We start from the raw sequence: 24,875 nt of genomic DNA on the forward strand, positions 1-24,875 counted from the left end.
GAATAAATAAGATGAAACGCTGCACTTGCCGGAATAGAAGGGTTTGCGAATAATAGGCCCGCTATTTGCAACTCACATAGGTTCTATGTCTTTTGCTCTTGCATAAATATGAAGAGCTGTCAATGACTGGAGTCGCTTTTTTCGATGCATCTGTAATTTGTTGTCGCATTGAAGAAATAACGGCTTGAAGCCTGTCGTTAGAATGCCGATCACTCGCTCGTCGTTGTTGTGCTGATCACAGTGCAACGCCAGTAGGACGTGGCGCCGCATTCCCGGTTTAACTTCCGCATATTGGGCTCAGGCTCACTCTGCTTTTATTGCCTTTACCGATGGAGTCCTAAGATGAAGAAACTCGTGCTTCTTGGCGCCCTGGCACTGTCCGTGCTGTCCCTGCAGGCTTTTGCTGCTGATAAACCTCTGAAAATTGGTATTGAAGCGGCTTACCCTCCGTTTGCTTCCAAAGCCCCGGATGGCAGTATCGTGGGTTTTGACTACGACATCGGTAATGCACTGTGTGAGCAGATGCAGGTCAAGTGCGTGTGGGTCGAGCAAGAATTTGATGGCCTGATCCCTGCGCTTAAAGTGCGTAAAATCGACGCGATCCTGTCTTCGATGTCCATTACCGAAGACCGCAAGAAGTCGGTTGATTTCACCAACAAGTACTACCTGACCCCAGCTCGCCTGGTGATGAAGGAAGGTACTGTGGTCAGCGACAGCCTTGATGAACTCAAAGGCAAGAAAATTGGCGTACAGCGCGGTTCGATTCACGACCGTTTCGCCAAGGAAGTTCTGGCGCCTAAAGGTGCAGTCGTAGTGCCTTACGGTTCGCAGAACGAAATCTACCTGGACGTGGAAGCGGGTCGTCTTGACGGCACCGTTGCTGATGCCACCCTGCTGGAAGACGGTTTCCTGAAAACTCCGGCTGGCAAAGGCTACGCATTCGCCGGCCCGGCCTTCACCGACGTCAAGTACTTTGGTGATGGCGTGGGTATTGCGGTACGCAAGGGTGATGCCCTGAAAGACAAGATCAACGCTGCTATCACGGGTATTCGTGAAAACGGCAAGTACAAGCAAATCCAGGACAAGTACTTCAACTTCGATATTTACGGTCAGTAATACATCGCAGCAGTACGTCTGAATGGCGCAAGCGACAGGATCTCTGAAGTTTGCGCCATTTTTTATTCCCTATTTTCGAGCTATTTTTTAGAGGGCCGGAATCATGTTGAAAGGCTACGGGGCTGTCATCCTCGATGGCGCTTGGCTGACGCTTCAGCTCGCCTTGTCGTCCATGGCCCTGGCCATTGTTCTAGGTCTGATCGGTGTTTCGTTGCGCTTGTCGCCGGTACGTTGGCTGGCTTGGATGGGCGATCTGTATTCAACGGTAATCCGCGGGATTCCCGACCTTGTGCTGATTTTGCTGATTTTTTACGGCGGTCAGGACTTGCTCAATCGCGTGGCGCCGATGCTGGGCTACGACGATTACATTGACTTGAACCCGTTGGCGGCCGGTATCGGCACCCTGGGCTTCATTTTTGGTGCTTACCTGTCCGAGACCTTTCGTGGCGCGTTCATGGCCATCCCCAAGGGGCAGGCTGAAGCCGGCATGGCTTATGGTATGAGTCCGTTTCAGGTGTTTTTCCGGGTGTTGGTGCCGCAGATGATTCGCCTGGCGATCCCTGGCTTTACCAATAACTGGCTGGTGTTGACCAAGGCTACCGCGCTGATTTCGGTGGTCGGCCTGCAAGACATGATGTTCAAGGCCAAGCAGGCGGCTGATGCCACCCGCGAGCCGTTCACCTTCTTCCTGGCCGTAGCGGCGATGTACCTGGTGCTGACCAGTGTTTCGCTGCTGGCATTGCGACAACTTGAGAAGCGCTACTCGGTAGGCGTTAGGGCGGCTGAGCTATGATCTTTGACTACAACGTCATTTGGGCCAGCATGCCGCTGTACCTGAGCGGGCTGCTGGAAACCGTGAAGCTACTGGGTATTTCGCTGTTTTTTGGCTTGCTGGCTGCCGTGCCGCTGGGTTTGATGCGGGTCTCCAAACAGGCCTGGGTCAACTTTCCGGCCTGGCTGTTCACCTACGTGATTCGTGGCACGCCGATGCTGGTGCAGCTGTTCTTGATCTACTACGGGCTGGCCCAGTTTGAAGTCATTCGTGACAGCTTCATGTGGCCGTTGTTGTCCAGCGCTACCTTCTGCGCTTGTCTGGCATTTGCCATCAACACCAGCGCCTATACTGCCGAAATTATTGCCGGTAGCTTGCGGGCCACACCTAACGGCGAGATCGAAGCTGCCAAGGCGATGGGCATGTCGCGCTCCAAAATGTACCGTCGCATTTTGCTGCCATCGGCCATGCGCCGGGCGTTGCCGCAATACAGCAACGAAGTGATCATGATGTTGCAGACCACCAGTCTGGCCTCCATTGTGACCCTGATCGACATCACCGGTGCTGCACGCACCGTCAATGCCCAGTACTACTTGCCGTTTGAGGCCTACATCACCGCCGGTGCTTTCTACCTGTGCCTGACGTTCATTCTGGTGCGCCTGTTCAAACTGGCCGAGCGCCGCTGGCTGGGCTATATGGCCCCGCGCAAGGCCTGAATCATGGAACGAATCGATCACCTGCTGCCCTGGAGCAGCCTGGGTTCCGAGCGCCACTTGACGGTCTTTCGTTTCGGCGCGGGTGAGCGCAAGGCCTATATCCAGGCCAGCTTGCATGCTGACGAACTGCCGGGCATGCGTTGTGCCTGGGAGCTGAAGAAGCGCCTGGGTGAACTTGAAGCCCGTGGCGCCTTGAACGGTGTGATCGAGCTGGTCCCCGTGGCCAACCCGCTGGGGTTGGGGCAACTGCTGCAGGGCAGTCACCAGGGGCGTTTCGAGTTTGGCAGCGGCAAGAATTTCAACCGTGATTTCGTCGAGTTGAGTGAGCCGGTAGCGCAACTGCTGGCGGGATGCCTGGGTGATGACCCGCATGCCAATACCCGGCTGATTCGCCAGGCCATGCTCGATGTGCTGGCCGCGTTGCCTGCGGCTACCAGTCAACTGCAAGGCATGCAGCGTGTGTTGCTCAGCCATGCCTGTGACGCGGATATCGTACTGGATCTGCACTGCGAGACCGATGCCGCGCTGCATATGTACGCCTTGCCACAGCATTGGCCGCAGTGGCGGTCACTGGCTGCGCAGCTGGATGTGCGGGTTGGCTTGCTGGCCGAAGACTCGGGCGGTAGCTCATTCGATGAGGCCTGCTCTGTGCCCTGGTTGCGCTTGCAGCGCCAGTTTGGCGATGCGCAGATTCCGCTGGCTTGCATGGCGACCACCCTGGAGCTGGGTGGGCAGGCCGATACCGGGCGCTCGCAGGCACAGGCGTATGCTGAAGGCATTCTGGCGTTTCTGGCCGAGCAGGGCTTGATCACGGGTGACTGGCCTGCCGCGCAGCATGAAGCGTGCGAAGGCATGCCGTTTGAAGGTACTGAATTGTTGTTTGCACCGCACCCCGGTGTGGTGAGTTTTTTATGTCCGGTGGGCGCCTGGGTTGAACCCGGCGAGCCGCTGTTTGAAGTGATTGATCCTTTATCTGACCGGGTCAGTACGGTATGCGCGGGCACCGCCGGCGTGCTATTTGCCGTTGAGCGGCTGCGTTATGCCCAACCCGGTTTCTGGCTGGCTAAAGTGGCGGGGCGCAAGCCTTTGCGTCACGGGCGCTTGCTCAACGACTGACTGTTTTTGTGAGAACCGACAGCATGTACAAACTTGAAGTCCAAGACCTGCATAAACGCTATGGCAGTCATGAAGTGCTCAAAGGCGTTTCACTGGCCGCCAAGGCGGGCGATGTGATCAGTATCATCGGTTCCAGTGGTTCCGGCAAAAGTACCTTTTTGCGTTGCATCAACCTGCTTGAGCAGCCTCATGCGGGCAAAATCCTGCTCAACGGCGAAGAGCTCAAGCTGATTGCCAACAAAGACGGCGCGCTCAAGGCCGCAGATCCCAAGCAACTGCAACGCATGCGCTCGCGCCTGTCGATGGTGTTCCAGCATTTCAACCTGTGGTCACATATGACCGCGCTGGAAAACATCATGGAAGCGCCGGTGCATGTGCTGGGCATGTCCAAGGCTGAAGCCCGTGACAAGGCTGAGCATTACCTGCAAAAAGTCGGCGTGTCGCACCGCAAGGATGCTTACCCGGGGCATATGTCCGGCGGCGAGCAGCAGCGCGTGGCAATTGCCCGTGCGTTGGCGATGGAGCCGGAAGTCATGCTGTTTGACGAACCGACCTCGGCCCTTGACCCTGAGCTGGTGGGCGATGTGCTCAAGGTGATGCAGGATCTGGCCCAGGAAGGCCGTACCATGGTGGTGGTGACCCACGAAATGGGCTTTGCCCGCGAAGTGTCGAACCAATTGGTGTTCCTGCACAAAGGGATTGTCGAAGAAAGCGGTGACCCGCGCGAAGTGCTGGTTAACCCGCAGTGCGAGCGGTTGCAGCAGTTTCTGTCGGGCAGCTTGAAATAACTGCCATTTTAAGACTGCCGCTGTGCACCAAAATAGGTCATGCTCCGCATCCCGCGCAGTTGGCCCAGGCCAGGTGCACAGGTTTTATTCCCGTTTTCGTTCCGGATAGCACGCCATGACCGCCCATCGAATTGGTTTCCTCATTTGGCCCAGCACCAAAGCCTTGACCCTGGCGCTGGCCGAGGAAGCGTTGCGTGTTGCCCAGCGCGTGCATCCTGAAGTCGTCTACGAGTTGTTGTTCCTGCAGGCCGAGGCGCCGCTCGAAGGCGCCTGGCAATTGCCGGGTGAGCCCTGGAACGGCAAGCTTGAAGGGTGTCAAAAGCTGTTTTTGCTGGCGGATGAGCCTCCGGCCGCCCTGGCGCCGGCCCTGAGCAGTGCGCTCAAACAACTGGTGCGTGCAGGCTGTGTGATTGGCGGGTTGTCGGCCGGGGTGTATCCGCTGGCGCAATTAGGTTTGCTCGATGGTTATCGTGCTGCAGTGCATTGGCGCTGGCAGGACGATTTTGCCGAGCGTTTCCCCAAGGTGATTGCCACCAGTCACTTGTTCGACTGGGACCGTGATCGTCTGAGCGCGTGTGGCGGTTTGTCGGTGCTCGATTTATTGCTGGCTGTTCTGGCTCGCGATCACGGTGCTGAACTGGCTGGCGCGGTTTCCGAAGAGCTGGTGGTGGAGCGCATCCGCGAAGGTGGCGAACGCCAGCGTATTCCTCTGCAAAACCGTCTTGGCTCCAGCCATCCCAAGCTGACGCAGGCTGTGCTGCTGATGGAGGCCAATATTGAAGAGCCCCTGACCACCGACGAAATCGCCCAGCATGTGTGCGTGTCCCGTCGCCAGCTGGAGCGCATCTTCAAGCAGTATCTCAATCGCGTACCCAGCCAGTACTACCTGGAACTGCGCCTGAACAAGGCGCGGCAGATGCTGATGCAAACCAGCAAGTCGATCATCCAGATCGGCTTGTCCTGTGGCTTCTCTTCGGGGCCGCATTTCTCCAGTGCCTACCGCAATTTCTTTGGCGCGACCCCCCGTGAAGACCGCAACCAGCGCCGCAGCAGCAGCCCGTTCGAATTGTCGTCGGCACCCGCCGAGCGTGGCTGAAATCAGCCTGTCCCTTCTTGCTGTGCAAACCTGCATGACTTGCCGTTATGGCAATGCTCATGCTTTTGCGGCAAATCAGCGGCCTGCAGTGCTGCCGTAAACACGCCCCAGCGTTTAAACTGCGCCTTTGTGACGGAATATGTCGCATTGTCGTAAGCCTTTGTAAATCGTGGTTTGGCGCTATAAGAAGTTGTCGCTTGGCGGCAAGGCGAGCCCCCGATGTGTCCCTACAATCCCCCCATCGCTCGCCAGTTTAGGCAGGCGTTCCTCTTCAGGAGACTCCGATGTCCGTTGAGCAAGCCCCGGTGCAACGCGCCGATTTCGATCAGGTCATGGTTCCCAACTACGCACCTGCGGCCTTTATTCCTGTGCGTGGCGCCGGTTCCCGAGTATGGGACCAGGCGGGTCGAGAGCTGATCGACTTCGCGGGTGGCATTGCCGTTAACGTTCTGGGCCATGCGCATCCGGCATTGGTCGGTGCCTTGACTGAGCAGGCGAATACCCTCTGGCATGTGTCCAACGTGTTCACCAACGAGCCGGCCCTGCGCCTGGCCAAAAAGCTGGTGGATTCGACCTTCGCCGAGCGCGTGTTCTTCTGCAACTCGGGTGCCGAAGCCAACGAAGCCGCCTTCAAGCTGGCCCGTCGTGTGGCGCATGACCGTTTCGGCAGCGAGAAGTACGAAATCATCGCCGCGCTCAACAGCTTCCACGGCCGCACGCTGTTCACCGTCAATGTGGGCGGGCAGTCGAAGTACTCCGACGGTTTCGGGCCGAAAATCACCGGCATTACCCATGTCCCGTTCAACGATCTTGCCGCGCTGAAAGCGGCGATCTCGGACAAGACGTGTGCCGTGGTGCTGGAGCCGATCCAGGGCGAAGGCGGCGTGCTGCCGGCTGAGCAGGCTTACCTGCAGGGCGCCCGCGAATTGTGCGACCAACACAATGCGCTGCTGGTGTTTGACGAAGTGCAAACCGGCATGGGCCGTACCGGCGAGCTGTTTGCCTACATGCATTACGGCGTGACCCCGGACATCCTGACCAGCGCCAAGAGCCTGGGCGGCGGTTTCCCGATCGCAGCCATGCTGACCACCGAAGCGTTGGCCAAGCATCTGGTTGTTGGCACCCACGGCACCACGTATGGCGGCAACCCGCTGGCGTGCGCAGTCGGCAATGCGGTGATTGATGTGATCAACACCCCTGAAGTGCTGGCTGGCGTCAAAACCAAACACGATCAGTTCAAAACCCGCCTTGAGCAGATCGGCCAGCAATACGGCCTGTTCACTGAAGTGCGTGGCATGGGCCTGTTGCTGGGTTGTGTGTTGAGTGATGCCTGGAAAGGCCGCGCCAAAGACATTTTCAATGCTGCGGAAAAAGAAAATCTGATGATTCTGCAGGCCGGCCCCGACGTTGTGCGTTTTGCGCCAAGCCTGGTGGTTGAAGAGGCCGATATCGAAGAAGGTCTGAACCGCTTCGAACGTGCCGTGAAAAATCTGACGCAAGCCTGAGTGTGACCTCGACGCCCGGGTTGCCGGGTGTCGAACCGAATTTTATGTGCCGGGCCAGGCTCAATGCACAGGGCTTTCAATGTGCGAGCGGGCTAGCCCGCCCCCACAGTTGAACTCCCGGGTGTACTCGACTGTTCGGCACATCCCCTCTATGTAATTCAAGGATTAAGGAGTGACACCATGCTGGTGATGCGCCCTGCGCAAATGGCTGATCTGGGCGAAGTACAGCGTCTGGCTGCGGACAGCCCGATTGGTGTCACTTCATTGCCGGACGATATCGAACGCCTGCGCGACAAGATCGCCGCGTCCGAAACCTCGTTCGCTGCCGAAGTGAGTTTCAATGGCGAAGAAAGCTATTTTTTCGTCCTTGAGGACACCACTGCCGGCAAGCTGGTGGGGTGTTCGGCGATAGTGGCCTCGGCCGGTTACTCGGAGCCGTTCTACAGCTTCCGTAACGAGACTTTCGTGCATGCCTCCCGCGAGCTGAAGATCCACAACAAAATCCACGTCCTGTCGCAGTGCCATGACCTGACCGGTAACAGCCTGCTGACCAGTTTTTATGTGGTCCCGGAACTGGTGGGCTCGGCCTGGTCCGAACTCAACTCCCGTGGCCGCCTGCTGTTTGTGGCCAACCACCCGGAGCGTTTTGCCGATTCCGTGGTGACCGAGATCGTTGGCTACAGCGATGAAAATGGCGACTCGCCGTTCTGGGACGCCATTGGCCGCAACTTCTTCGACTTGAACTATGCCGCCGCCGAGCGTCTGTGCGGGCTCAAGAGCCGTACCTTCCTCGCCGAGCTGATGCCCCATTACCCGATTTACGTGCCGCTGCTGCCAGACACCGCCCAGGAGGCAATGGGTCAGGTACATCCGCGCGCGCAGATCACCTTCGACATCCTGATGCGCGAAGGCTTCGAAACCGATCACTACATCGATATTTTCGACGGTGGCCCGACCCTGCATGCACGGGTTTCGGGTATCCGCTCAATCGCCCAGAGCCGCGTGGTCCCGGTCAAGATCGGCACGTTGAGCAAGGGCGGTGGTCGTCAATACCTGGTGGCCAATGCCCAGTTGCAGGATTACCGCGCAGTACTGCTGGAGCTGGATTGGGCGCCGGGCAAGCCGGTCACGCTGGATCTGGAAGCGGCCGAAGCACTCGGTGTTGGCGAAGGTGCCAGCGTGCGAGTGGTAGCGGTTTAACGCGTTTGAGCGAGTTTCGCGGGGGTCGTCAGCGAGCCCCGTCCAAGGAGATAGCATGATCGTTCGTCCTGTACGCAACAGCGATTTACCGGCCCTGATTGAGCTGGCACGCAGCACCGGCACCGGCCTGACCACCTTGCCGGCCAACGAAGAGCGCTTGCTGCACCGGGTGACCTGGGCCGAGAAAACCTTCCGTGGCGAAGCCGAGCGCGGTGATGCGGACTACCTGTTCGTGCTCGAAAACGACGATGGCAAGGTGGTGGGTATTTCCGCCATTGCCGGTGCCGTGGGCTTGCGTGAGCCCTGGTACAACTTCCGTGTGGGCCTGACGGTCAGCGCCTCACAGGAACTGAATATTTACCGCGAAATCCCGACCCTGTTTCTGGCCAACGACCTGACCGGCAACTCCGAGCTGTGCTCGTTGTTCCTGAGTGCCGATTACCGTACCGGGCTCAATGGCCGCATGCTGGCCAAGGCGCGGATGCTGTTTATCGCCGAGTTCCCGGAGCTGTTTGGCAACAAGATCATTGCCGAAATGCGCGGCATGTCCGATGAAAACGGCCGCTCGCCGTTCTGGGAAAGCCTGGGCCGACACTTCTTCAAAATGGAGTTCAGCCAGGCTGACTACCTCACAGGCGTGGGTAACAAGGCCTTTATCGCTGAACTGATGCCCAAGTTTCCGGTGTACACCTGCTTCTTGTCCGAAGATGCCCGAGCGGTAATCGGCAAGGTGCATACCCACACCGAGCCGGCCTTGAACATGCTCAAAAGCGAAGGTTTCAGCTATCAGGGTTACGTTGATATTTTTGACGCAGGCCCGGCAGTTGAGTGTGAAACCAGCAAGATCCGCGCAGTGCGCGACAGCGAAGCGCTGGTGCTGGCTATCGGTACGCCGGGTGACGACGCCACGCCTTACCTGATGCACAACCGCAAACGCGAAGATTGCCGCATCACGGCCGCTCCGGCGCGCCTGGCTGCAGGCACACTGGTGGTCGATCCGTTGACTGCCAAACGCCTGCAACTGAGCGCGGGCGACCAAGTGCGCGCTGTTGCGTTGTCTGCCCAGCCAGTTGCCCCACGGGAGTCGAAATAATGAGTACGTTGTTTATCGCGGGCACCTGGCAGGACGGGCAGGGCGAGGCCTTTGAGTCGCTGAATCCGGTTACCCAGCAAGTGCTGTGGGCTGGCAAGGGCGCCGATGCCGGGCAAGTGGATGCTGCCGTCAAGGCTGCCCGCCAGGCTTTCCCGCAGTGGGCCAAACAGACATTTGAACAGCGCCTGAGCGTGCTCGAAGCCTTTGCCGCAAGCCTTAAAAATCACGCTGATGAACTGTCGCGCTGCATTGGTGAAGAAACCGGCAAGCCGCTCTGGGAGTCGGCTACCGAAGTCACCAGCATGATCAACAAAGTGGCGATCTCGGTGCAAAGCTACCGCGAGCGCACGGGCGAAAAAAGCGGCCCATTGGGCGATGCCACGGCTGTTTTGCGCCACAAGCCCCACGGTGTGGTGGCGGTTTTCGGCCCGTACAACTTCCCTGGCCATTTGCCCAACGGGCATATTGTCCCGGCGTTGCTGGCCGGTAACAGTGTGGTGTTCAAACCGAGCGAACTGACCCCTAAAGTCGCCGAGCTGACGGTCAAGTGCTGGATCGAAGCCGGGCTGCCGGCCGGTGTGCTGAACCTGCTGCAAGGTGCCCGTGAAACCGGTATCGCGCTGGCAGCGCACGCGGGTATCGACGGCTTGTTCTTCACCGGCTCCAGCCGCACCGGTAATGCCCTGCACCAGCAGTTTGCCGGGCGTCCGGACAAGATCCTGGCCCTTGAAATGGGTGGCAACAACCCGCTGGTGGTCGACCAGGTCGAGGATCTGGATGCGGCGGTGTACACCATCATCCAGTCGGCCTTTATTTCCGCCGGGCAGCGCTGCACCTGTGCCCGCCGTTTGCTGGTGCCGCAAGGCGCCTGGGGCGACAGCCTGCTGACGCGTCTGGTCGAGGTCAGCCAGAGCATTGAAGTGGGCGCATTTGATCAGCAGCCGGCGCCGTTCATGGGCTCGGTGATTTCCCTGGGTGCCGCACGTGCCTTGATGGATGCCCAGGAGGTGTTGTTGGGTTCGGGTGCCGTGGCCTTGCTGGAAATGCATCAGCCTGACAGCAATGCGGCCTTGCTGGCGCCGGGCATTATCGATGTGACAGCGGTCAGCGAGCGTTCGGATGAAGAGCTGTTCGGGCCACTGCTGCAAGTAATTCGCTACGCCGACTTTGACGCGGCCATTGCCGAGGCCAACAATACCGCGTTTGGTCTGGCGGCAGGTTTGCTGTCTGACTCCGAGGCGCGTTATCAGCAGTTCTGGCTTGAGAGCCGTGCCGGTATCGTCAACTGGAACAAGCAACTGACCGGTGCTGCCAGCAGTGCGCCGTTTGGTGGTATCGGGGCCTCGGGCAATCATCGCGCCAGTGCTTATTATGCGGCGGACTATTGCGCGTACCCGGTGGCATCCCTTGAAACGCCGACGCTGGTCTTGCCTGCAGCGCTGACCCCGGGCGTGCGGATGTCGTAACGCTTAGCTCATCCCTGTAGGAGCGAGCCTGCTCGCGAATGGCCTTTAAGGCTTTCGCGAGCAGGCTCGCTCCCACAGGTGTTGTATGACTTATAACCGTTTTCCGGAGCCTCGCTGATGAAGTCCTTTGAAGTCAATTTTGACGGTTTAGTGGGGCCGACCCATAACTACGGCGGTTTATCGTTTGGTAACGTCGCTTCCCAGAGCAACAGCCAGCAGGCTTCCAACCCCAAGGAAGCCGCGCTGCAAGGCCTGGAAAAAATGAAAGCGCTGATGGACATGGGTTTTGTCCAGGGCGTGCTGGCACCACAAGAGCGCCCTGACGTGGCAGCCTTGCGCAGTCTGGGCTTTGCCGGTACTGACGCTCAGGTTATCGAGCGCGCCGCCAAAGAGGCCATGCCGTTACTGGTCGCCAGTTGCTCTGCCTCAAGCATGTGGGTAGCCAATGCGGCCACGGTCAGCCCCAGTGCCGACACCGCTGACGGTCGCGTGCACTTCACCGCTGCCAACCTCAATTGCAAATACCATCGCAGCATCGAGCACCCGACCACCAGTCGCGTGCTGGGCGCGATGTTTGCCGACCAGCAGCATTTTTCCCACCACGCGGCGTTGCCGGCAGTGGCGCAGTTTGGCGATGAGGGTGCGGCCAACCACACGCGTTTTTGCCGGGATTATGGCGAGGCGGGTGTCGAGTTTTTCGTGTTCGGGCGCAGCGCCTTCGATAGCCGTTACCCGGCGCCGCAAAAATACCCGGCGCGCCAGACCCTGGAAGCTTCGCAAGCGGTGGCTCGTCTGCACGGTCTGAGCGAAGAGGGCGTGGTGTTTGCCCAGCAAAATCCGGCAGTCATCGACCAGGGTGTGTTCCACAACGACGTGATTGCCGTGGGTAATGGCGAGTTGTTGTTCCATCACCAGGATGCCTTCCTCAATACCGAGCAAATGCTGGCCGAGCTGCATGGCAAGCTGGCGGCCCGTGGTGCCAACTTCCAGTCGATCAGCGTGCCCCGCGATCAAGTGACCGTTGAAGATGCGGTGCGCTCGTACCTGTTCAACAGCCAGTTGCTGAGCCGTGCCGATGGTTCGATGTTGTTGATCGTACCGCAAGAGTGCCGTGCCAACTCGCGTGTCTGGCAGTACCTGCAAGGGCTGACGGCCGCTGGCGGGCCGATCCGTGAGGTCAAGGTCTTTGACCTCAAGCAGAGCATGCAGAACGGCGGTGGCCCTGCGTGCCTGCGCCTGCGGGTCGCGCTCAATGAAACCGAGCTGGCGGCGGTCAACCCCGGTGTGATTATGACCCCGGGGCTGTACGACACCCTGACGGCCTGGGTGAACAAACATTATCGTGATGCTCTGCGCGAAAGTGACCTGGCTGATCCACAATTGCTGCTTGAATGCCGTACGGCATTGGATGAACTGACGCAAATCCTTAAACTGGGCGCGGTTTACCCATTCCAGATCAATTGAATGGCTGCGTGCCTGGGCGATAGTTAACGTCGGGCACGCACCTTCAACCCAATGAGAGCGAAAAAATGACTGATACCCTGAAGCTGATTCTCGAAGACACCGATGGCACCCAGCTGGAAACTTCCTGCACCCGCGTTGCTGTCATGTGGCAGGGCAAGGAATTGTGGATCCAGCAAGACGGCCGTGGCCAGTTGCTGATCGGTGTAGACGTTGAAGAAGGCGATGCTGAATACGCCAACCTGCTGCTGCGTCCGTTAGCGACTAACCTCGTGAGCTTGCAGCTGGAAATGGAACCGGCTGATCTGAGCGATGATGAAGACGGTCACGTGCACGGTCCAGACTGCAACCACTGATAAGGAAGTTCTATGCTCGCTCTCGGCAAACTGCTTGAACTGACCCTGGCCGGACGTGAACCGGCCGAGAAAACTCAACTGACTGTCGACGGCGTGCGGATGCGCTGGCTGACCGAAGGCGCGCTTGAAGTGCGCCCGCCCGAAGCTCGTGACAACGGCATGGATCTGTTGTTGTCAGCCGGCATCCATGGCAATGAAACAGCGCCGATCGAGTTGCTTGATCGCCTGTTGCAGGCCATCGCGCGGGGCGTTATCAAGCCTCGCGCACGAATTCTGTTCTTGTTTGGCAACCCCGGTGCCATGCGTACCGGCGCGCGGTTTGTCGAAGAAGACCTCAACCGGCTGTTCAGCGGTCGACACGAAAGCAGCAGCGGCCCCGAAGCCCTGCGCGCCTGTGAGCTTGAGCATCTGGCCGAAACCTTTTTCAGCCTGCCTGAGCGCATCCGTCTGCACTACGACTTGCACACCGCCATTCGCGGTTCGAAGATCGAGCAGTTTGCGTTGTATCCCTATAAAGAAGGCCGCGCCCACTCGCGCGCTGAGCTGTCGCGCTTGCGTGCGGCCGGGATGGAAGCGGTGTTGTTGCAAAACAAGCCCTCCATTGTCTTCAGCGCCTATACCTACGATCAACTGGGCGCCGAGGCGTTTACCCTTGAACTGGGCAAGGCCAGGCCTTTCGGGCAGAACGGCGGGGTCAATGTCGAGCGTCTTGAGCTGCGTTTGCAGCAGATGATTGAAGGTACAGAGCCACCGCTGGCGGATGACTCGCTTGAAGGGTTGCAGTTGTTCAGCGTGGCCCGCGAAGTGATCAAGCACAGCGATGCGTTTATCCTGCACTTGCCTGCCGATGTCGAAAACTTCTGCGAGTTGCCCAAGGGTTATTTGCTGGCGCAAGACGCTCACAAGACCCGCTGGGTTATCGAAGAAGAGGGCGCGCGGATCATCTTTCCCAACCCCAAAGTCAAAAATGGCCTGCGCGCCGGGATGATTATCGAGCCGGCAACCCTGGCCTGAGCGGGTTAATCATCTGAGTAGTAGATGTAGGTTTTGCGCAGCGCCAGCCCCAGCTCTTCGAGCATGCCATTTTCACTGTACGGCGACGGGTTGGTGAGAAGGGCAGGGGTTGCAGGGTCTTTGTCGAAGTCAAAGGGCTCGGTGCTGCAAGGCAAGCCAGTGGCCTGCAGTTCCTCATTGCTCACCAGTGGCGCTTGCTTGGTTGCGCGGCGCCCGTCCGGGCTTGAGCCCATAAAACGCGTGCCTGTGACAAAGTTGTAGGCGTGACAAAGCTCGTGGTACAGAGCGGTAAGCGGTAAGGCTCCGGGAAGTGAATGTGTCGGGTTGTAATACACCGTCCCGCCGAAATCGGGCAGGCCTGCCATCCCCACCTGGATATAAGACCGGCCATCACCCAGATTGGGTATGTAGAGACCGTTATTTACATATTTCAGCTCGGCGATAGTGATGGGCTTTTGGCTTTTGCGAATGCTTTTTGTCAGTTCGCGCAGCAACTGGCTGCCGCTGCCGGAGCCAAGCAATAGCTTGAGGTCATCCTGGACCCTGTCGATAAACGTTTCGCTGCCTTGAATAATCAGCCCTGATTCCGACAGGGGTTCAGGGCTGACAATAAATGCGTTTGCAGGCTTTTTATGCGGGATGATCCTGCCTTTAGAAATAGTGGCGGGCTCGCTGTCAGTGAAGACTTTGTCGCTGTCCTTTAGTTCGTTGAGGATATCCTGGCCCTGACTGCCATAGATCACATTGGAGCCCGCACCGGCGGTGATCAGGTCATCGCCGTCGCCCCCGCATACAATACTGTGGCCCTGGCCGCCGACGGTTACATCGTCACCTTCGCCCGCGTGGATAAAGGCCATGCCGGCTCCGCCGCGGAAAAAATCTGCGCCCCTGCCCGTATAGGCAACCGTTGTGCCCGAGCCATTGGCATTGACGATGTCATTGCCATCGCCGGTATCGACATGGCTGGCGCCATCACGGGTCATCACGATGTCATCACCGGTACCGGTCAATACTGTCACTTTGCCGCTGCCGGTAACGACTGTGTCATTGCCCGGGCCGGTTTCAATATGAAAGGTGTTCTTCAGGGTGTCTGCGATATAGACCGTATCGTTGCCATGCAAGGTGTGAATTTCGATGATCTGTTTAGCGCTTGCAGGTTTTATCCGGTAACGCTCGTGGTTCAGGTCAAGCAGGAGAGAGTCGTTGTCGCCCCGGGTAACGAAGATCGATGCCCGCGCCGCCGAGGCGCGGAATACCAGGCGGTCAATGGGTCGGGGGTACAGCACACCTTCAGTGACATAGCGCACGAGGGTGGCGTTAGCGCCAATATGAAGAATGCTTTGCGTGGTGGTTTCAGTGACATGGGGCAGGGGGCGTGAAACCTTGGTTTCGGTTCTTTCTGGCGCAGCCTGGGCGCCGCCGTCAAATTCGAATTGATGAGGGGCTGGCTGAGGGCCAGTCGTCACAGGAGGAGGCGTGGGGCACATAAGTGATACTCCGAAGCGTCAGTTTCAATGTCATTGGTGGCTGGGCACCTGTGCTGACGATTGAAACGCCTGGATGGCTTATGTGTGCTTTACATAGTTATGGCGTAAGCCGCGGCTGGCCCCAAATGTGCGCCAGCCGCGGTGTAAGATATTACACTGCGCGTTTTTGCTGGATGTCCAGGCGCTTGATATTGCGGATTTTCTGCAGTGTGTCAACGCACGTTCTGGCAGCTTCCTGGCCCTTGTGAACGAAGTGCTCAAAGAAAAACTTCTGATGCTCTTCACCGGCGTGGAAGTGGTGCGGGGTCAGGCTGACGGAGAACACTGGCACTTCGGTTTCCAGTTGCACTTGCATCAGGCCGCTGACGACCGACTGGGCAACAAAATCGTGACGGTAGATGCCGCCATCCACGACCAGTGCGGCGCCGACAATGCCGGCGTAACGACCGGTTTTGGCCAGCAGTTTTGCGTGCAGCGGGATCTCGAACGCGCCGCCGACTTCGAAGAAATCGATGTCGCTTTCCTGATAGCCCAGCACCAGCATTTCGGCCAGGAAGCCCTTGCGGCTCTGGTCGACAATCTCTTTGTGCCAGGAAGCCTGGATAAACGCGACACGTTCGTTGTGGTGAATAGCTGTAGGTTGCATGTTCAGATTCCTGTTTGTGTGAAAAACAGGGCATATGAATCGAATGGGATTAAAGGGTGCGTTCAGGTGGGCAGCGCACGGCCATACGGCATCGCCACTTGCCCACCTGGTTGACGGCCCTTTGGCGCCAATCCCGTTCTCTCTTCATCCGGACTATGACCGTCGGCCCCGGGATCACACCGGGTCTGCTGACCTTGGTTGATTCCTGGCCTAAGCTCAGGAATGTGCCAAGCGCTCGCGGGCTATGCGCTTTGCGCGCAATTACCGCCGGTGGGGAGTCGCACCCCGCCCTGAGAACGTTGCCGCCAGCCTTTCTGGCGACGGGCATTTTGTATCACAATTTTTTCGCAGATGCATGGCTGCTTTTTGCTAATAGCTATCAATTTTTTTGCTGTGTTACCTGCAGATTCCTGGATCAACCCTTGAATATGGCTAATCCTGTGCGTACTGCACTTGTTTGAAAGGGAATACCCCGATTAGCATCCAGAGATGATCACTTATTGTTGAGGCCGCTCCCATGACTGTTATCGATCTTCGTAGTGACACCGTGACCCAGCCCAGCATCGGCATGCGCGAGGCCATGGCGAATGCGCCGATGGGCGACGATGTGTATGGCGAAGATCCCTCGGTGAACAAGCTGGAGTCCGAGCTGGCATTGCGCCTGGGTTTTGCCCGGGCGCTGTTCGTGCCCACTGGCACCATGAGCAATTTGCTGGCCCTGATGGCGCATTGCGGGCGTGGTGATGAATATATTGTCGGCCAGCAGGCACATACTTATAAGTATGAGGGCGGCGGGGCGGCTGTTCTGGGCTCCATCCAGCCGCAGCCGCTGGAAGTTCAGGCCGACGGCTCGCTGGATCTGGGCCAGGTTGCAGCCGCGATCAAGCCGGATGACTTTCACTTTGCCCGCACCCGCCTGCTCGCGCTGGAAAACACCATGCAGGGCAAGGTGCTGCCGACCGAGTACCTGGCTGCAGCCAGTCGCCTGACCCGTGAGCACGGCCTGGCGCTGCATCTTGATGGTGCGCGGCTGTACAACGCGGCGGTCAAGCTGGGGGTTGATGCCGGTGATATCACCCGGCACTTCGACTCTGTATCGGTTTGCCTGTCCAAGGGCCTGGGCGCGCCCGTGGGCTCGGTGCTGTGCGGCACCGCCGATTTGATCGCCAAGGCCCGGCGCCTGCGCAAGATGGTCGGTGGCGGCATGCGCCAGGCCGGCCAACTGGCGGCTGCCGGGCTGTATGCGCTGGATCATCAGGTCGAGCGTCTGGCTGATGACCATGCCAATGCCCAGTTGCTGGCCGAGGGCCTGCGCGCTGCCGGTTATGCGGTTGAGCCGGTGCAGACCAATATGGTTTACGTTCAGGTGGATGAGCGTGCCGAAGCGCTCAAGGCCTATGCGGCCGAGCAGGGGATCAGGCTCAGTGCGGCGCCGCGCCTGAGAATGGTGACGCACATGGATGTCAGTCGCAGCCAGATCGAGCAGGTAATAGCCGTTTTTGCCGAGTTTTCCCGCCAATAAGCTTTCAATCCGTCCAATTGCTTGTCGCTATCGTATAAACACGCTGTACCCGGGGCGAAGGGCCGATATAATGCGGCCCTTTGCGAGTCGCACTGTCGATTGACGTGATTTACTTGCCTCTGGCCGCAGCCTCCGTGGAAGAACCTATGAAAAGCGCAGAAATCCGTGAAGCCTTCCTTCGCTTCTTCGAGGAGCAAGGTCACACCCGTGTCCCTTCCAGCTCCTTGGTCCCTAATAACGACCCGACCCTGCTGTTCACCAACGCGGGGATGAACCAGTTCAAGGACTGTTTCCTGGGTCAAGAAAAACGTGCCTACACCCGGGCGACCAGCAGCCAGAAGTGCGTGCGGGCCGGCGGCAAGAACAGCGACCTGGAAAACGTCGGTTACACCGCCCGTCACCACACCTTCTTTGAAATGCTTGGCAACTTCAGCTTTGGCGATTACTTCAAGAAAGATGCGATCAACTTCGCCTGGACCTTCCTGACTGGCGTATTGCAGCTGCCTAAAGACAAGCTGTGGGTGACCGTCTACGCCAGCGATGACGAAGCCTATGACATCTGGACCAAAGACGTCGGCGTACCTGCCGAGCGCATGATCCGTATCGGTGACAACAAGGGCGCGCCTTACGCATCCGACAACTTCTGGACCATGGGCGATACCGGTCCGTGCGGTCCGTGCACCGAGATTTTCTACGATCACGGCCCTGAAATCTGGGGTGGCCCGCCGGGCTCGCCAGATGAAGACGGTGACCGTTACATCGAAATCTGGAACAACGTATTCATGCAGTTCAACCGCACCGCCGATGGCGTGTTGCATCCGTTGCCAGCGCCGTCGGTAGACACTGGCATGGGCCTGGAGCGGATCAGTGCGGTGATGCAGCACGTCAACTCCAACTACGATATCGACCTGTTCCAGAGCCTGCTGACTGCAGCTGCCGACGCAATTGGCTGCGCCAACGAAGGCCAGGCCTCGCTCAAGGTAGTGGCTGACCATATCCGTTCATGCAGCTTCCTGATCGCTGATGGTGTGCTGCCGTCGAACGAAGGTCGCGGTTATGTACTGCGTCGCATCATTCGTCGCGCCTGCCGTCACGGCAACAAGCTGGGCGCCACCGGCAATTTCTTCTACAAGATCGTCGCGGCCCTGGTTGCCGAAATGGGCGAAAGCTTCCCGGAGCTGGTGCGCGAGCAGGCCAATATCGAGCGTGTACTCAAGGCCGAAGAAGAGCAGTTCTCCAAGACCCTGGAGCAGGGCCTGAAAATCCTCGAACTGGACCTGGCTGACCTCAAGGGCACCGTGGTACCTGGCGACGTAGTGTTCAAGCTCTACGACACCTACGGCTTCCCGATGGACCTGACCGCCGACATCGCCCGCGAGCGCAACCTGACCGTGGACGAAGAAGGCTTCGAGCGCGAGATGGAAGCCCAGCGCGTGCGCGCACGTTCGGCCAGTTCCTTTGGTCTGGACTACAACACTCTGGTCAAAGTCGATGTGCCGACCGAGTTCATCGGTTACAGCGCCACCCGGGCCTCGGCCAAAATCGTTGCCCTGTACAAAGACGGGCAGTCGGTTGCCAGCCTGAATGAAGGCGACGAGGGCGTGGTGATTCTCGACCAGACCCCGTTTTATGCCGAGTCCGGCGGCCAGGTCGGTGATTGCGGTTATCTGCAAGCTGGCGCTGCGCGCTTTGACGTGCGTGAGACCACCAAAACCGGCGGTGCTTTCCTGCATCACGGTGTGGTTGCCGCGGGCGGCCTGAAAGTGGGCGAAACCGTTGATGCCCAGGTGGATGCCGATGTGCGTCACGCCACGGCGCTGAACCATTCGGCCACACACTTGCTGCACGCAGCCTTGCGTCAGGTGCTGGGCGAACACGTTCAGCAGAAGGGTTCTCTGGTAGACAGCCAGCGCATGCGTTTCGACTTCAGCCACTTTGAAGCGATCAAGCCTGAGCAGATCAAGGCGCTGGAAGATATCGTCAACGCCGAGATTCGTAAGAACACCCCGGTCGAAACCGAAGAAACCGACATCGAAACCGCCAAGCAAAAAGGCGCCATGGCGCTGTTTGGCGAGAAGTATGGCGACAGCGTGCGCGTGCTGAGCATGGGTGGTGATTTCTCGGTTGAGCTGTGTGGCGGTATCCACGCCAAGCGCACCGGTGACATCGGACTGATGAAGATCATCAGCGAAGGCGGCGTGGCTTCGGGTATTCGTCGTATTGAAGCCGTGACCGGCGCAGCCGCACTGGCTTACCTGAATGCTGCCGAAGAGCAGCTCAAGGAAGCTGCCAGCCTGGTCAAGGGTTCGCGCGAGAATCTGGTCGACAAACTGTCGGCTGTGCTCGAACGTAACCGCCAGCTGGAAAAACAGCTTGAGCAATTGCAGGCCAAGGCTGCAAGTGCTGCCGGTGATGACCTGTCATCGTCGGCAGTGGACGTAAAAGGCGTGAAAGTGTTGACCGCTCGCCTGGACGGTCAAGATGGCAAGGCGCTTCTGGCGCTGGTAGATCAGCTGAAGAACAAGCTCGGTCGTGCAGTGATCCTGCTCGGCAGTGTCCACGAAGACAAGGTTGTACTGGTTGCAGGCGTGACCAAAGACCTGACTGGCCAACTCAAAGCCGGTGATTTGATGAAGCAGGCTGCTGCGGCAGTGGGCGGGAAGGGCGGTGGTCGTCCGGACATGGCGCAAGGTGGCGGTGTTGATGCTGCAGCCCTGGATGCCGCGCTGGCCCTGACTGTGCCATTTGTAGAGCAGGGTATCTGAGGTCCAGAACGCGCCGTTGTCTAGTAACGGCGCGTCGTTTGAATGATAAATGGGCGCCCTTTATGGGCTGAGGCTGCTTTGAAATGGCTTTGATCGTACAGAAATTCGGAGGCACCTCGGTCGGCACTGTCGAGAGAATCGAGCAGGTCGCCGATAAAGTTAAGAAGTTCCGCGAAGCCGGCAATGATCTGGTGATCGTGCTATCGGCCATGAGCGGCGAAACCAACCGCCTGATCGACCTGGCCAAGCAGATCAGCGATCAGCCGTTGCCGCGCGAGCTGGATATGATTGTATCCACGGGTGAGCAGGTGACCATTGGTCTGCTGTCCATGGCGCTGAACAAGCGCGGTGTGCCGGCGGTGTCCTACACCGGCAGCCAGGTGCGCATCCTCACGGACAGTTCGCACACCAAGGCCCGTATCCTGAAGATTGACGATCAGAAGATTCGCGCTGACCTCAAGGCCGGGCGTGTGGTTGTGGTTGCAGGTTTTCAGGGCGTTGATGAGTTCGGCAATATCACCACGCTGGGCCGTGGCGGCTCCGACACCACGGGTGTGGCGCTGGCAGCGGCCCTCAAGGCCGATGAATGCCAGATCTACACCGATGTCGATGGCGTTTACACCACCGATCCGCGGGTAGTAGCCAAAGCACAGCGTCTGGAAAAGATCACCTTCGAAGAAATGCTGGAAATGGCCAGCCTGGGCTCCAAGGTGTTGCAGATCCGCGCAGTTGAGTTCGCAGGCAAGTACAACGTTCCGCTGCGCGTTTTGCACAGCTTCAAGGAGGGTCCAGGCACCCTCATTACTATTGATGAAGAGGAATCCATGGAACAGCCGATCATTTCTGGTATCGCGTTCAATCGCGACGAAGCCAAGCTGACCATCCGTGGCGTGCCGGACACCCCGGGGGTGGCGTTCAAGATTCTGGGCCCGATCAGCGCGGCCAACATCGAAGTCGATATGATCGTGCAGAACGTTGCGCACGATAACACTACCGACTTCACCTTCACGGTGCACCGCAATGACTACAGCGCGGCGCAAAGCGTGCTGGAAAACACTGCCCGCGAAATCGGTGCACGTGAAGTGGTGGGCGACACCAACATTGCCAAGGTTTCGATTGTCGGTGTGGGCATGCGCTCGCATGCAGGCGTTGCCAGCCGCATGTTTGAATCGCTGGCCAAAGAGAACATCAACATCCTGATGATCTCGACCTCCGAAATCAAAGTCTCGGTGGTTATCGAAGAGAAATACCTGGAGCTGGCCGTGCGTTCCCTGCACACCGCTTTTGATCTGGATGCACCAGCCCGCCAGGGCGAGTAAAACGTTGTGCCAGGGGCGCGGTTGATCCGCGCCCTTTGTTTTTTTGGGCTTGTGTGGGCGTACGTCGCCATGCGGGTCAATACTAAGGAGCTGCGGGCTATAGCTATTTAGCTAGTAGTCCCAAGCCCCTTTTTTTTGCAGACTGATATCCCTGAAATGAAAGTGTGAGGAGAAACGTATGCTGATTCTGACTCGCCGTTGTGCGGAAAGCCTGATCATAGGCGATGGCGAAATTACCGTGACCGTTCTCGGCGTCAAAGGCAACCAGGTGCGCATTGGTGTGAATGCTCCCAAGGAAGTGGCTGTGCACCGTGAAGAGATCTACCTGCGGATCAAGAATGAAAAGGGCGAAGAACCAAGTCTCTAATTTTATTTAAGTTTTTAGTTGCATGCGGGGAAAAGGCTGGTTATTATACGCCCCGTGTTGCGGAGAGGTGGCCGAGTGGCCGAAGGCGCTCCCCTGCTAAGGGAGTACATCTCAAAAGGGTGTCGGGGGTTCGAATCCCCCCTTCTCCGCCATTATTCAGATAGCACGTTGGATCTGGAAGATTTCGATAAGTTGTTGAAATTATTGAAAAAAATCTTGCCAGAGAGATTCAACGGTCTATAATGCGCCGCTTCAAATGCACTCGTAGCTCAGCTGGATAGAGTACTCGGCTACGAACCGAGCGGTCACAGGTTCGAATCCTGTCGAGTGCACCATTTAAGAGTCAATGGCTTCGGCGATTAACTTGGCTTCAACCAGGGTGGTCTGGTCTACCAAACACAACTTGCACTCGTAGCTCAGCTGGATAGAGTACTCGGCTACGAACCGAGCGGTCACAGGTTCGAATCCTGTCGAGTGCACCATTTAAGAGTTAATGGCTTCGGCGATTAACTTGGCTTCAGCCAGGGTGGTCTGGTCTACCAAACACAACTTGCACTCGTAGCTCAGCTGGATAGAGTACTCGGCTACGAACCGAGCGGTCACAGGTTCGAATCCTGTCGAGTGCACCAAACACCAAAAAGCCTGCACCTTGTGCGGGCTTTTTGCTGTCTGCGATTTGACGATTGCTGTCATGCTGGCGACTTCTCTTGTGGTTATTCTGGTTTTTGCGGTGTATGTGATCGCAGCCTTCGTTCCTTGACAGCGACTACGGGTTGAGTTTCATCTTTGAGTTGTGTCCTGCGACCCTCATTCTGCGTCGCACAAGCAGTGCGCAGGCGCCGTCTGGCGGTGCCTCGCAAGCTTTTGTTATTGCCAAGATTTTTGCGTCATTAATTTTCAAGCCGTGTATGATTGCGCCCGTCAGCCCCGCCGGGGCTTGTGGAATACCTCCATGGACTTACCCAGTAGAAACTCAGCATCCCGTTTTTCCAATCATGAATTGACTGATTGATCCTTCCGGCGTGCCCTGCTGCTGGGAGTGGAGTTCGCCTATGACCGAAGTTGAAGTAAAGAAAACCCAAGAAAGCCTGCAAAGCCGCCTTGCTCAAGTTATTGAGCTGCTTAATCGCCAGCGTGTGGTCGAAGACCTGACACATCGTCAGGAAGGCCATCACCACGACCGGGTCGAGAACCTGGTCCATCGGCAGAACCTTGTTGAGCTCCAGCGCAAGCTGGAAGACCTGCACTCCGCAGACGTTGCCTATATCCTCGAAGCATTGCCCCTGGACGACCGCCTGACGGTCTGGCAGCTGGTCAAGGCTGATCGTGATGGCGACATTCTGCTTGAAGTATCCGATTCGGTCCGTGAAACCCTGATCGCCGACATGGACGATCACGAGCTCCTGGCAGCTGCCAAGGAGATGGATGCCGACGAACTTGCTGACCTGGCCCCTGAGCTGCCGCGAGACGTCGTCCATGAGCTGATGGAGACCCTGGATGGCCAGCAGCGTGAGCGCGTCCGCTCCGCACTGTCCTATAACGAGGATCAGGTCGGCGCCCTGATGGACTTCGAGATGGTGACCATCCGTGAGGACGTCAGCCTTGAAGTCGTACTGCGTTACCTGCGCCGCCTCAAGGAACTGCCAGGGCATACCGACAAGCTGTTTGTGGTCGATTACGACGGCGCCCTGAAGGGCGTGTTGCCGATCAAGCGTTTGCTGGTCAACGACCCTGAAAAGCAAGTGTCAGAAGTGATGGCCAACGACCCGGTGAGTTTTCACCCGGACGAAGATGCCTACGATGCTGCTCAGGCATTTGAACGTTATGACTTGATTTCGGCCCCCGTAGTCGACAAGAACGGCAAGCTGATCGGCCGTCTGACTATTGATGAAATGGTCGACCTGATTCGTGAAGAGAGCGAAAACGAAGTTCTCAACATGGCCGGTCTGCGTGAAGAAGAAGACATCTTCGCCTCGGTGTGGAAATCCTTGCGTAACCGCTGGGCCTGGCTGGCCGTCAACCTGGTGACGGCATTTATTGCTTCGCGGGTGATTGGCCTGTTCGAGGGCTCGATTGAAAAGCTGGTGGCTCTGGCCGCGCTGATGCCTATTGTGGCCGGTATTGGCGGTAACTCCGGCAACCAGACCATCACCATGATCGTACGCGCCATGGCCCTGGATCAGGTCAACACCGGGAGCACTTCGCGCCTGATGCGCAAGGAGCTGGCCGTAGGCCTGATCAATGGTCTGGTGTGGGGCGGGGTGATCGGCGTGGTCGCGTACCTGTTGTACGGCAGTTGGTCGCTGGGTGTGGTGATGACTGCGGCCATGACCCTCAACCTGCTGCTGGCAGCGTTGATGGGGGTATTGATCCCCATGACACTGGCTCGACTGGGCCGTGACCCGGCCATGGGTGCAAGCGTGATGATCACCGCCATGACCGACAGTGGCGGGTTCTTTATCTTCCTGGGGCTGGCGACCATCTTCCTGCTCTGATTATCGTGTAACGGGCGCGAACAGCGCCCATAAAAAAAGCCAGCATCCGCTGGCTTTTTTTATGCCTGAGATAAATCAGGATTATTCAGAGGCTGCTTCAGCGTCGTGAGCAATCAGGGATACCAGGGCGTTTTGCTGGCGGTGGGACAACTGGCGAAAGCGTTGCAGCAGCTCACGCTCATGCAGGGAAAGCTCGGGGCTGTCCAGGCGCATGCTGAGTTCGTCACCCAGTACACCTTCCTGGATAAGGCTTTGCTCAAGACGAGCAATGATTTCAGAGTTCATGCTGCGGTGATGGTTGCGAGCCACTTCGGCGATGCGCTCGCGCATTCCGTCTGGCAGGCGAACGACGAACTTGTCAGCCGTGCGGCTGGAGTAAATAGCCTGTTTCAATGGGCGCATTTTAGTTAACCGGTTAGTTCAGGGGAGCGGTTCTCGGGAATTGGCCGCAGGATGTGCTTAAGACCGTCCTTATAGCCAAATGTTCAACCTGAATTGTTAAGAGGCGCGCATCATGCCTCAAATCTGCCACTTCCCTGGCGTCAATTCTGTGACAAATATTGAACCGGATAAAG

21 protein-coding genes, 4 tRNA genes and 1 riboswitch are annotated in these 24,875 nt (G+C 57.9%); of the genes, 22 read left to right on the forward strand and 3 right to left on the reverse strand.

Going from position 1 to position 24,875, the window contains the following annotated elements:
• The first annotated feature begins 342 nt into the window (after positions 1–342).
• The 13 genes from CJU81_RS03205 to astE all read left to right on the forward strand — a co-directional run bounded on the left by CJU81_RS03205 (position 343) and on the right by astE (position 13,699).
• A complete protein-coding gene (locus CJU81_RS03205) occupies positions 343–1,116 on the forward strand; it encodes an ABC transporter substrate-binding protein (RefSeq protein WP_095035468.1) in 774 nt (257 codons plus the stop codon).
• A gap of 103 nt (positions 1,117–1,219) precedes the next feature.
• Positions 1,220–1,909 (forward strand): ABC transporter permease, encoded by a 690-nt coding sequence (locus CJU81_RS03210; RefSeq protein ID WP_016782123.1) that lies wholly within the window; start codon positions 1,220–1,222, stop codon positions 1,907–1,909.
• Positions 1,906–2,604 carry an ABC transporter permease gene (locus tag CJU81_RS03215; RefSeq protein WP_016782124.1) on the forward strand — a complete coding sequence of 233 codons (699 nt, stop codon included), beginning with the start codon at positions 1,906–1,908 and terminating at the stop codon, positions 2,602–2,604. Before CJU81_RS03210 ends, CJU81_RS03215 begins: the two co-directional genes overlap by 4 nt.
• Before the next feature lie 3 nt (positions 2,605–2,607).
• Positions 2,608–3,720, forward strand: a complete 1,113-nt coding sequence (locus CJU81_RS03220; RefSeq protein WP_095035469.1) for a succinylglutamate desuccinylase/aspartoacylase family protein — start codon at positions 2,608–2,610, stop codon at positions 3,718–3,720.
• 23 nt (positions 3,721–3,743) lie between these two features.
• Positions 3,744–4,508 (forward strand): ABC transporter ATP-binding protein, encoded by a 765-nt coding sequence (locus tag CJU81_RS03225; protein ID WP_095003237.1) that lies wholly within the window; start codon positions 3,744–3,746, stop codon positions 4,506–4,508.
• A gap of 115 nt (positions 4,509–4,623) precedes the next feature.
• On the forward strand, positions 4,624–5,604 hold the full coding sequence (gene argR / locus CJU81_RS03230) for a transcriptional regulator ArgR (RefSeq protein ID WP_016782127.1): 981 nt from the start codon (positions 4,624–4,626) through the stop codon (positions 5,602–5,604).
• A 284-nt stretch (positions 5,605–5,888) separates the two neighbouring features.
• Positions 5,889–7,109: an aspartate aminotransferase family protein gene (locus CJU81_RS03235; protein WP_095035470.1), complete on the forward strand. Its 1,221-nt coding sequence runs from the start codon at positions 5,889–5,891 to the stop codon at positions 7,107–7,109.
• Positions 7,110–7,289: 180 nt separating this feature from the next.
• The gene (aruF, locus tag CJU81_RS03240) at positions 7,290–8,309 is read left to right on the forward strand and encodes an arginine/ornithine succinyltransferase subunit alpha (RefSeq protein WP_095031205.1); all 1,020 of its coding nucleotides are present in this window, start codon (positions 7,290–7,292) and stop codon (positions 8,307–8,309) included.
• Positions 8,310–8,364: 55 nt separating this feature from the next.
• A complete protein-coding gene (gene astA, locus CJU81_RS03245; RefSeq protein ID WP_016782130.1) occupies positions 8,365–9,402 on the forward strand; it encodes an arginine N-succinyltransferase in 1,038 nt (345 codons plus the stop codon).
• On the forward strand, positions 9,399–10,868 hold the full coding sequence (gene astD / locus CJU81_RS03250) for a succinylglutamate-semialdehyde dehydrogenase (protein WP_176464792.1): 1,470 nt from the start codon (positions 9,399–9,401) through the stop codon (positions 10,866–10,868). The genes astA and astD overlap by 4 nt, the downstream gene beginning before the upstream one ends.
• Before the next feature lie 117 nt (positions 10,869–10,985).
• Positions 10,986–12,332, forward strand: a complete 1,347-nt coding sequence (gene astB, locus CJU81_RS03255) for an N-succinylarginine dihydrolase (RefSeq protein ID WP_095035472.1) — start codon at positions 10,986–10,988, stop codon at positions 12,330–12,332.
• 65 nt (positions 12,333–12,397) lie between these two features.
• Positions 12,398–12,685, forward strand: coding sequence for a topoisomerase II (locus tag CJU81_RS03260; protein ID WP_095035473.1), 288 nt, complete (start codon positions 12,398–12,400; stop codon positions 12,683–12,685).
• A 12-nt stretch (positions 12,686–12,697) separates the two neighbouring features.
• On the forward strand, positions 12,698–13,699 hold the full coding sequence (astE, locus tag CJU81_RS03265; RefSeq protein WP_095035474.1) for a succinylglutamate desuccinylase: 1,002 nt from the start codon (positions 12,698–12,700) through the stop codon (positions 13,697–13,699).
• A 5-nt stretch (positions 13,700–13,704) separates the two neighbouring features.
• Here the strand turns inward: astE and CJU81_RS03270 are convergent, their stop codons facing one another.
• Both CJU81_RS03270 and CJU81_RS03275 read right to left on the reverse strand, forming a co-directional pair.
• Complete coding sequence (locus CJU81_RS03270; protein WP_176464787.1) at positions 13,705–15,165, reverse strand: M91 family zinc metallopeptidase; 1,461 nt, start codon at positions 15,163–15,165, stop codon at positions 13,705–13,707.
• A 172-nt stretch (positions 15,166–15,337) separates the two neighbouring features.
• Positions 15,338–15,832: a 6,7-dimethyl-8-ribityllumazine synthase gene (locus tag CJU81_RS03275; RefSeq protein ID WP_095035476.1), complete on the reverse strand. Its 495-nt coding sequence runs from the start codon at positions 15,830–15,832 to the stop codon at positions 15,338–15,340.
• 131 nt (positions 15,833–15,963) lie between these two features.
• Positions 15,964–16,134, reverse strand: a riboswitch (FMN riboswitch).
• Between the two features lie 215 nt (positions 16,135–16,349).
• Here CJU81_RS03275 and ltaE point away from each other — a divergent pair.
• From ltaE to mgtE, 9 genes are all read left to right on the forward strand, one after another.
• Positions 16,350–17,354 (forward strand): low-specificity L-threonine aldolase, encoded by a 1,005-nt coding sequence (ltaE, locus tag CJU81_RS03280; RefSeq protein ID WP_095035477.1) that lies wholly within the window; start codon positions 16,350–16,352, stop codon positions 17,352–17,354.
• 146 nt (positions 17,355–17,500) lie between these two features.
• Positions 17,501–20,119 carry an alanine--tRNA ligase gene (gene alaS, locus CJU81_RS03285; RefSeq protein WP_095035478.1) on the forward strand — a complete coding sequence of 873 codons (2,619 nt, stop codon included), beginning with the start codon at positions 17,501–17,503 and terminating at the stop codon, positions 20,117–20,119.
• Between the two features lie 83 nt (positions 20,120–20,202).
• Complete coding sequence (locus CJU81_RS03290) at positions 20,203–21,438, forward strand: aspartate kinase (protein WP_095035479.1); 1,236 nt, start codon at positions 20,203–20,205, stop codon at positions 21,436–21,438.
• Between the two features lie 178 nt (positions 21,439–21,616).
• The gene (gene csrA / locus CJU81_RS03295; RefSeq protein ID WP_016782140.1) at positions 21,617–21,805 is read left to right on the forward strand and encodes a carbon storage regulator CsrA; all 189 of its coding nucleotides are present in this window, start codon (positions 21,617–21,619) and stop codon (positions 21,803–21,805) included.
• 61 nt (positions 21,806–21,866) lie between these two features.
• A tRNA-Ser gene (locus tag CJU81_RS03300) sits at positions 21,867–21,957 on the forward strand.
• 106 nt (positions 21,958–22,063) lie between these two features.
• Positions 22,064–22,140, forward strand: a tRNA-Arg gene (locus CJU81_RS03305).
• 70 nt (positions 22,141–22,210) lie between these two features.
• Positions 22,211–22,287: transfer RNA gene (locus CJU81_RS03310), tRNA-Arg, on the forward strand.
• Between the two features lie 70 nt (positions 22,288–22,357).
• Positions 22,358–22,434: transfer RNA gene (locus CJU81_RS03315), tRNA-Arg, on the forward strand.
• Between the two features lie 423 nt (positions 22,435–22,857).
• Positions 22,858–24,300 (forward strand): magnesium transporter, encoded by a 1,443-nt coding sequence (gene mgtE, locus CJU81_RS03320; protein WP_016782141.1) that lies wholly within the window; start codon positions 22,858–22,860, stop codon positions 24,298–24,300.
• An 81-nt stretch (positions 24,301–24,381) separates the two neighbouring features.
• Here mgtE and CJU81_RS03325 read toward each other — a convergent pair whose 3' ends face one another.
• Complete coding sequence (locus CJU81_RS03325) at positions 24,382–24,702, reverse strand: Arc family DNA-binding protein (RefSeq protein WP_019823397.1); 321 nt, start codon at positions 24,700–24,702, stop codon at positions 24,382–24,384.
• Between the last annotated feature and the right edge of the window lie 173 nt (positions 24,703–24,875).

The organism is Pseudomonas fragi, from assembly GCF_002269505.1.
Lineage (GTDB): Bacteria > Pseudomonadota > Gammaproteobacteria > Pseudomonadales > Pseudomonadaceae > Aquipseudomonas > Aquipseudomonas fragi_D.

Coding starts and splice junctions, on each gene's coding strand:
- CJU81_RS03205 (WP_095035468.1), top strand. CDS start 343: ATGAAGAAACTCGTGCTTCTTGGCGCCCTGGCACTGTCCGTGCTGTCC.
- CJU81_RS03210 (WP_016782123.1), top strand. CDS start 1,220: ATGTTGAAAGGCTACGGGGCTGTCATCCTCGATGGCGCTTGGCTGACG.
- CJU81_RS03215 (WP_016782124.1), top strand. CDS start 1,906: ATGATCTTTGACTACAACGTCATTTGGGCCAGCATGCCGCTGTACCTG.
- CJU81_RS03220 (WP_095035469.1), top strand. CDS start 2,608: ATGGAACGAATCGATCACCTGCTGCCCTGGAGCAGCCTGGGTTCCGAG.
- CJU81_RS03225 (WP_095003237.1), top strand. CDS start 3,744: ATGTACAAACTTGAAGTCCAAGACCTGCATAAACGCTATGGCAGTCAT.
- argR (WP_016782127.1), top strand. CDS start 4,624: ATGACCGCCCATCGAATTGGTTTCCTCATTTGGCCCAGCACCAAAGCC.
- CJU81_RS03235 (WP_095035470.1), top strand. CDS start 5,889: ATGTCCGTTGAGCAAGCCCCGGTGCAACGCGCCGATTTCGATCAGGTC.
- aruF (WP_095031205.1), top strand. CDS start 7,290: ATGCTGGTGATGCGCCCTGCGCAAATGGCTGATCTGGGCGAAGTACAG.
- astA (WP_016782130.1), top strand. CDS start 8,365: ATGATCGTTCGTCCTGTACGCAACAGCGATTTACCGGCCCTGATTGAG.
- astB (WP_095035472.1), top strand. CDS start 10,986: ATGAAGTCCTTTGAAGTCAATTTTGACGGTTTAGTGGGGCCGACCCAT.
- CJU81_RS03260 (WP_095035473.1), top strand. CDS start 12,398: ATGACTGATACCCTGAAGCTGATTCTCGAAGACACCGATGGCACCCAG.
- astE (WP_095035474.1), top strand. CDS start 12,698: ATGCTCGCTCTCGGCAAACTGCTTGAACTGACCCTGGCCGGACGTGAA.
- CJU81_RS03275 (WP_095035476.1), bottom strand. CDS start 15,832: ATGCAACCTACAGCTATTCACCACAACGAACGTGTCGCGTTTATCCAG.
- ltaE (WP_095035477.1), top strand. CDS start 16,350: ATGACTGTTATCGATCTTCGTAGTGACACCGTGACCCAGCCCAGCATC.
- alaS (WP_095035478.1), top strand. CDS start 17,501: ATGAAAAGCGCAGAAATCCGTGAAGCCTTCCTTCGCTTCTTCGAGGAG.
- CJU81_RS03290 (WP_095035479.1), top strand. CDS start 20,203: ATGGCTTTGATCGTACAGAAATTCGGAGGCACCTCGGTCGGCACTGTC.
- csrA (WP_016782140.1), top strand. CDS start 21,617: ATGCTGATTCTGACTCGCCGTTGTGCGGAAAGCCTGATCATAGGCGAT.
- mgtE (WP_016782141.1), top strand. CDS start 22,858: ATGACCGAAGTTGAAGTAAAGAAAACCCAAGAAAGCCTGCAAAGCCGC.
- CJU81_RS03325 (WP_019823397.1), bottom strand. CDS start 24,702: ATGCGCCCATTGAAACAGGCTATTTACTCCAGCCGCACGGCTGACAAG.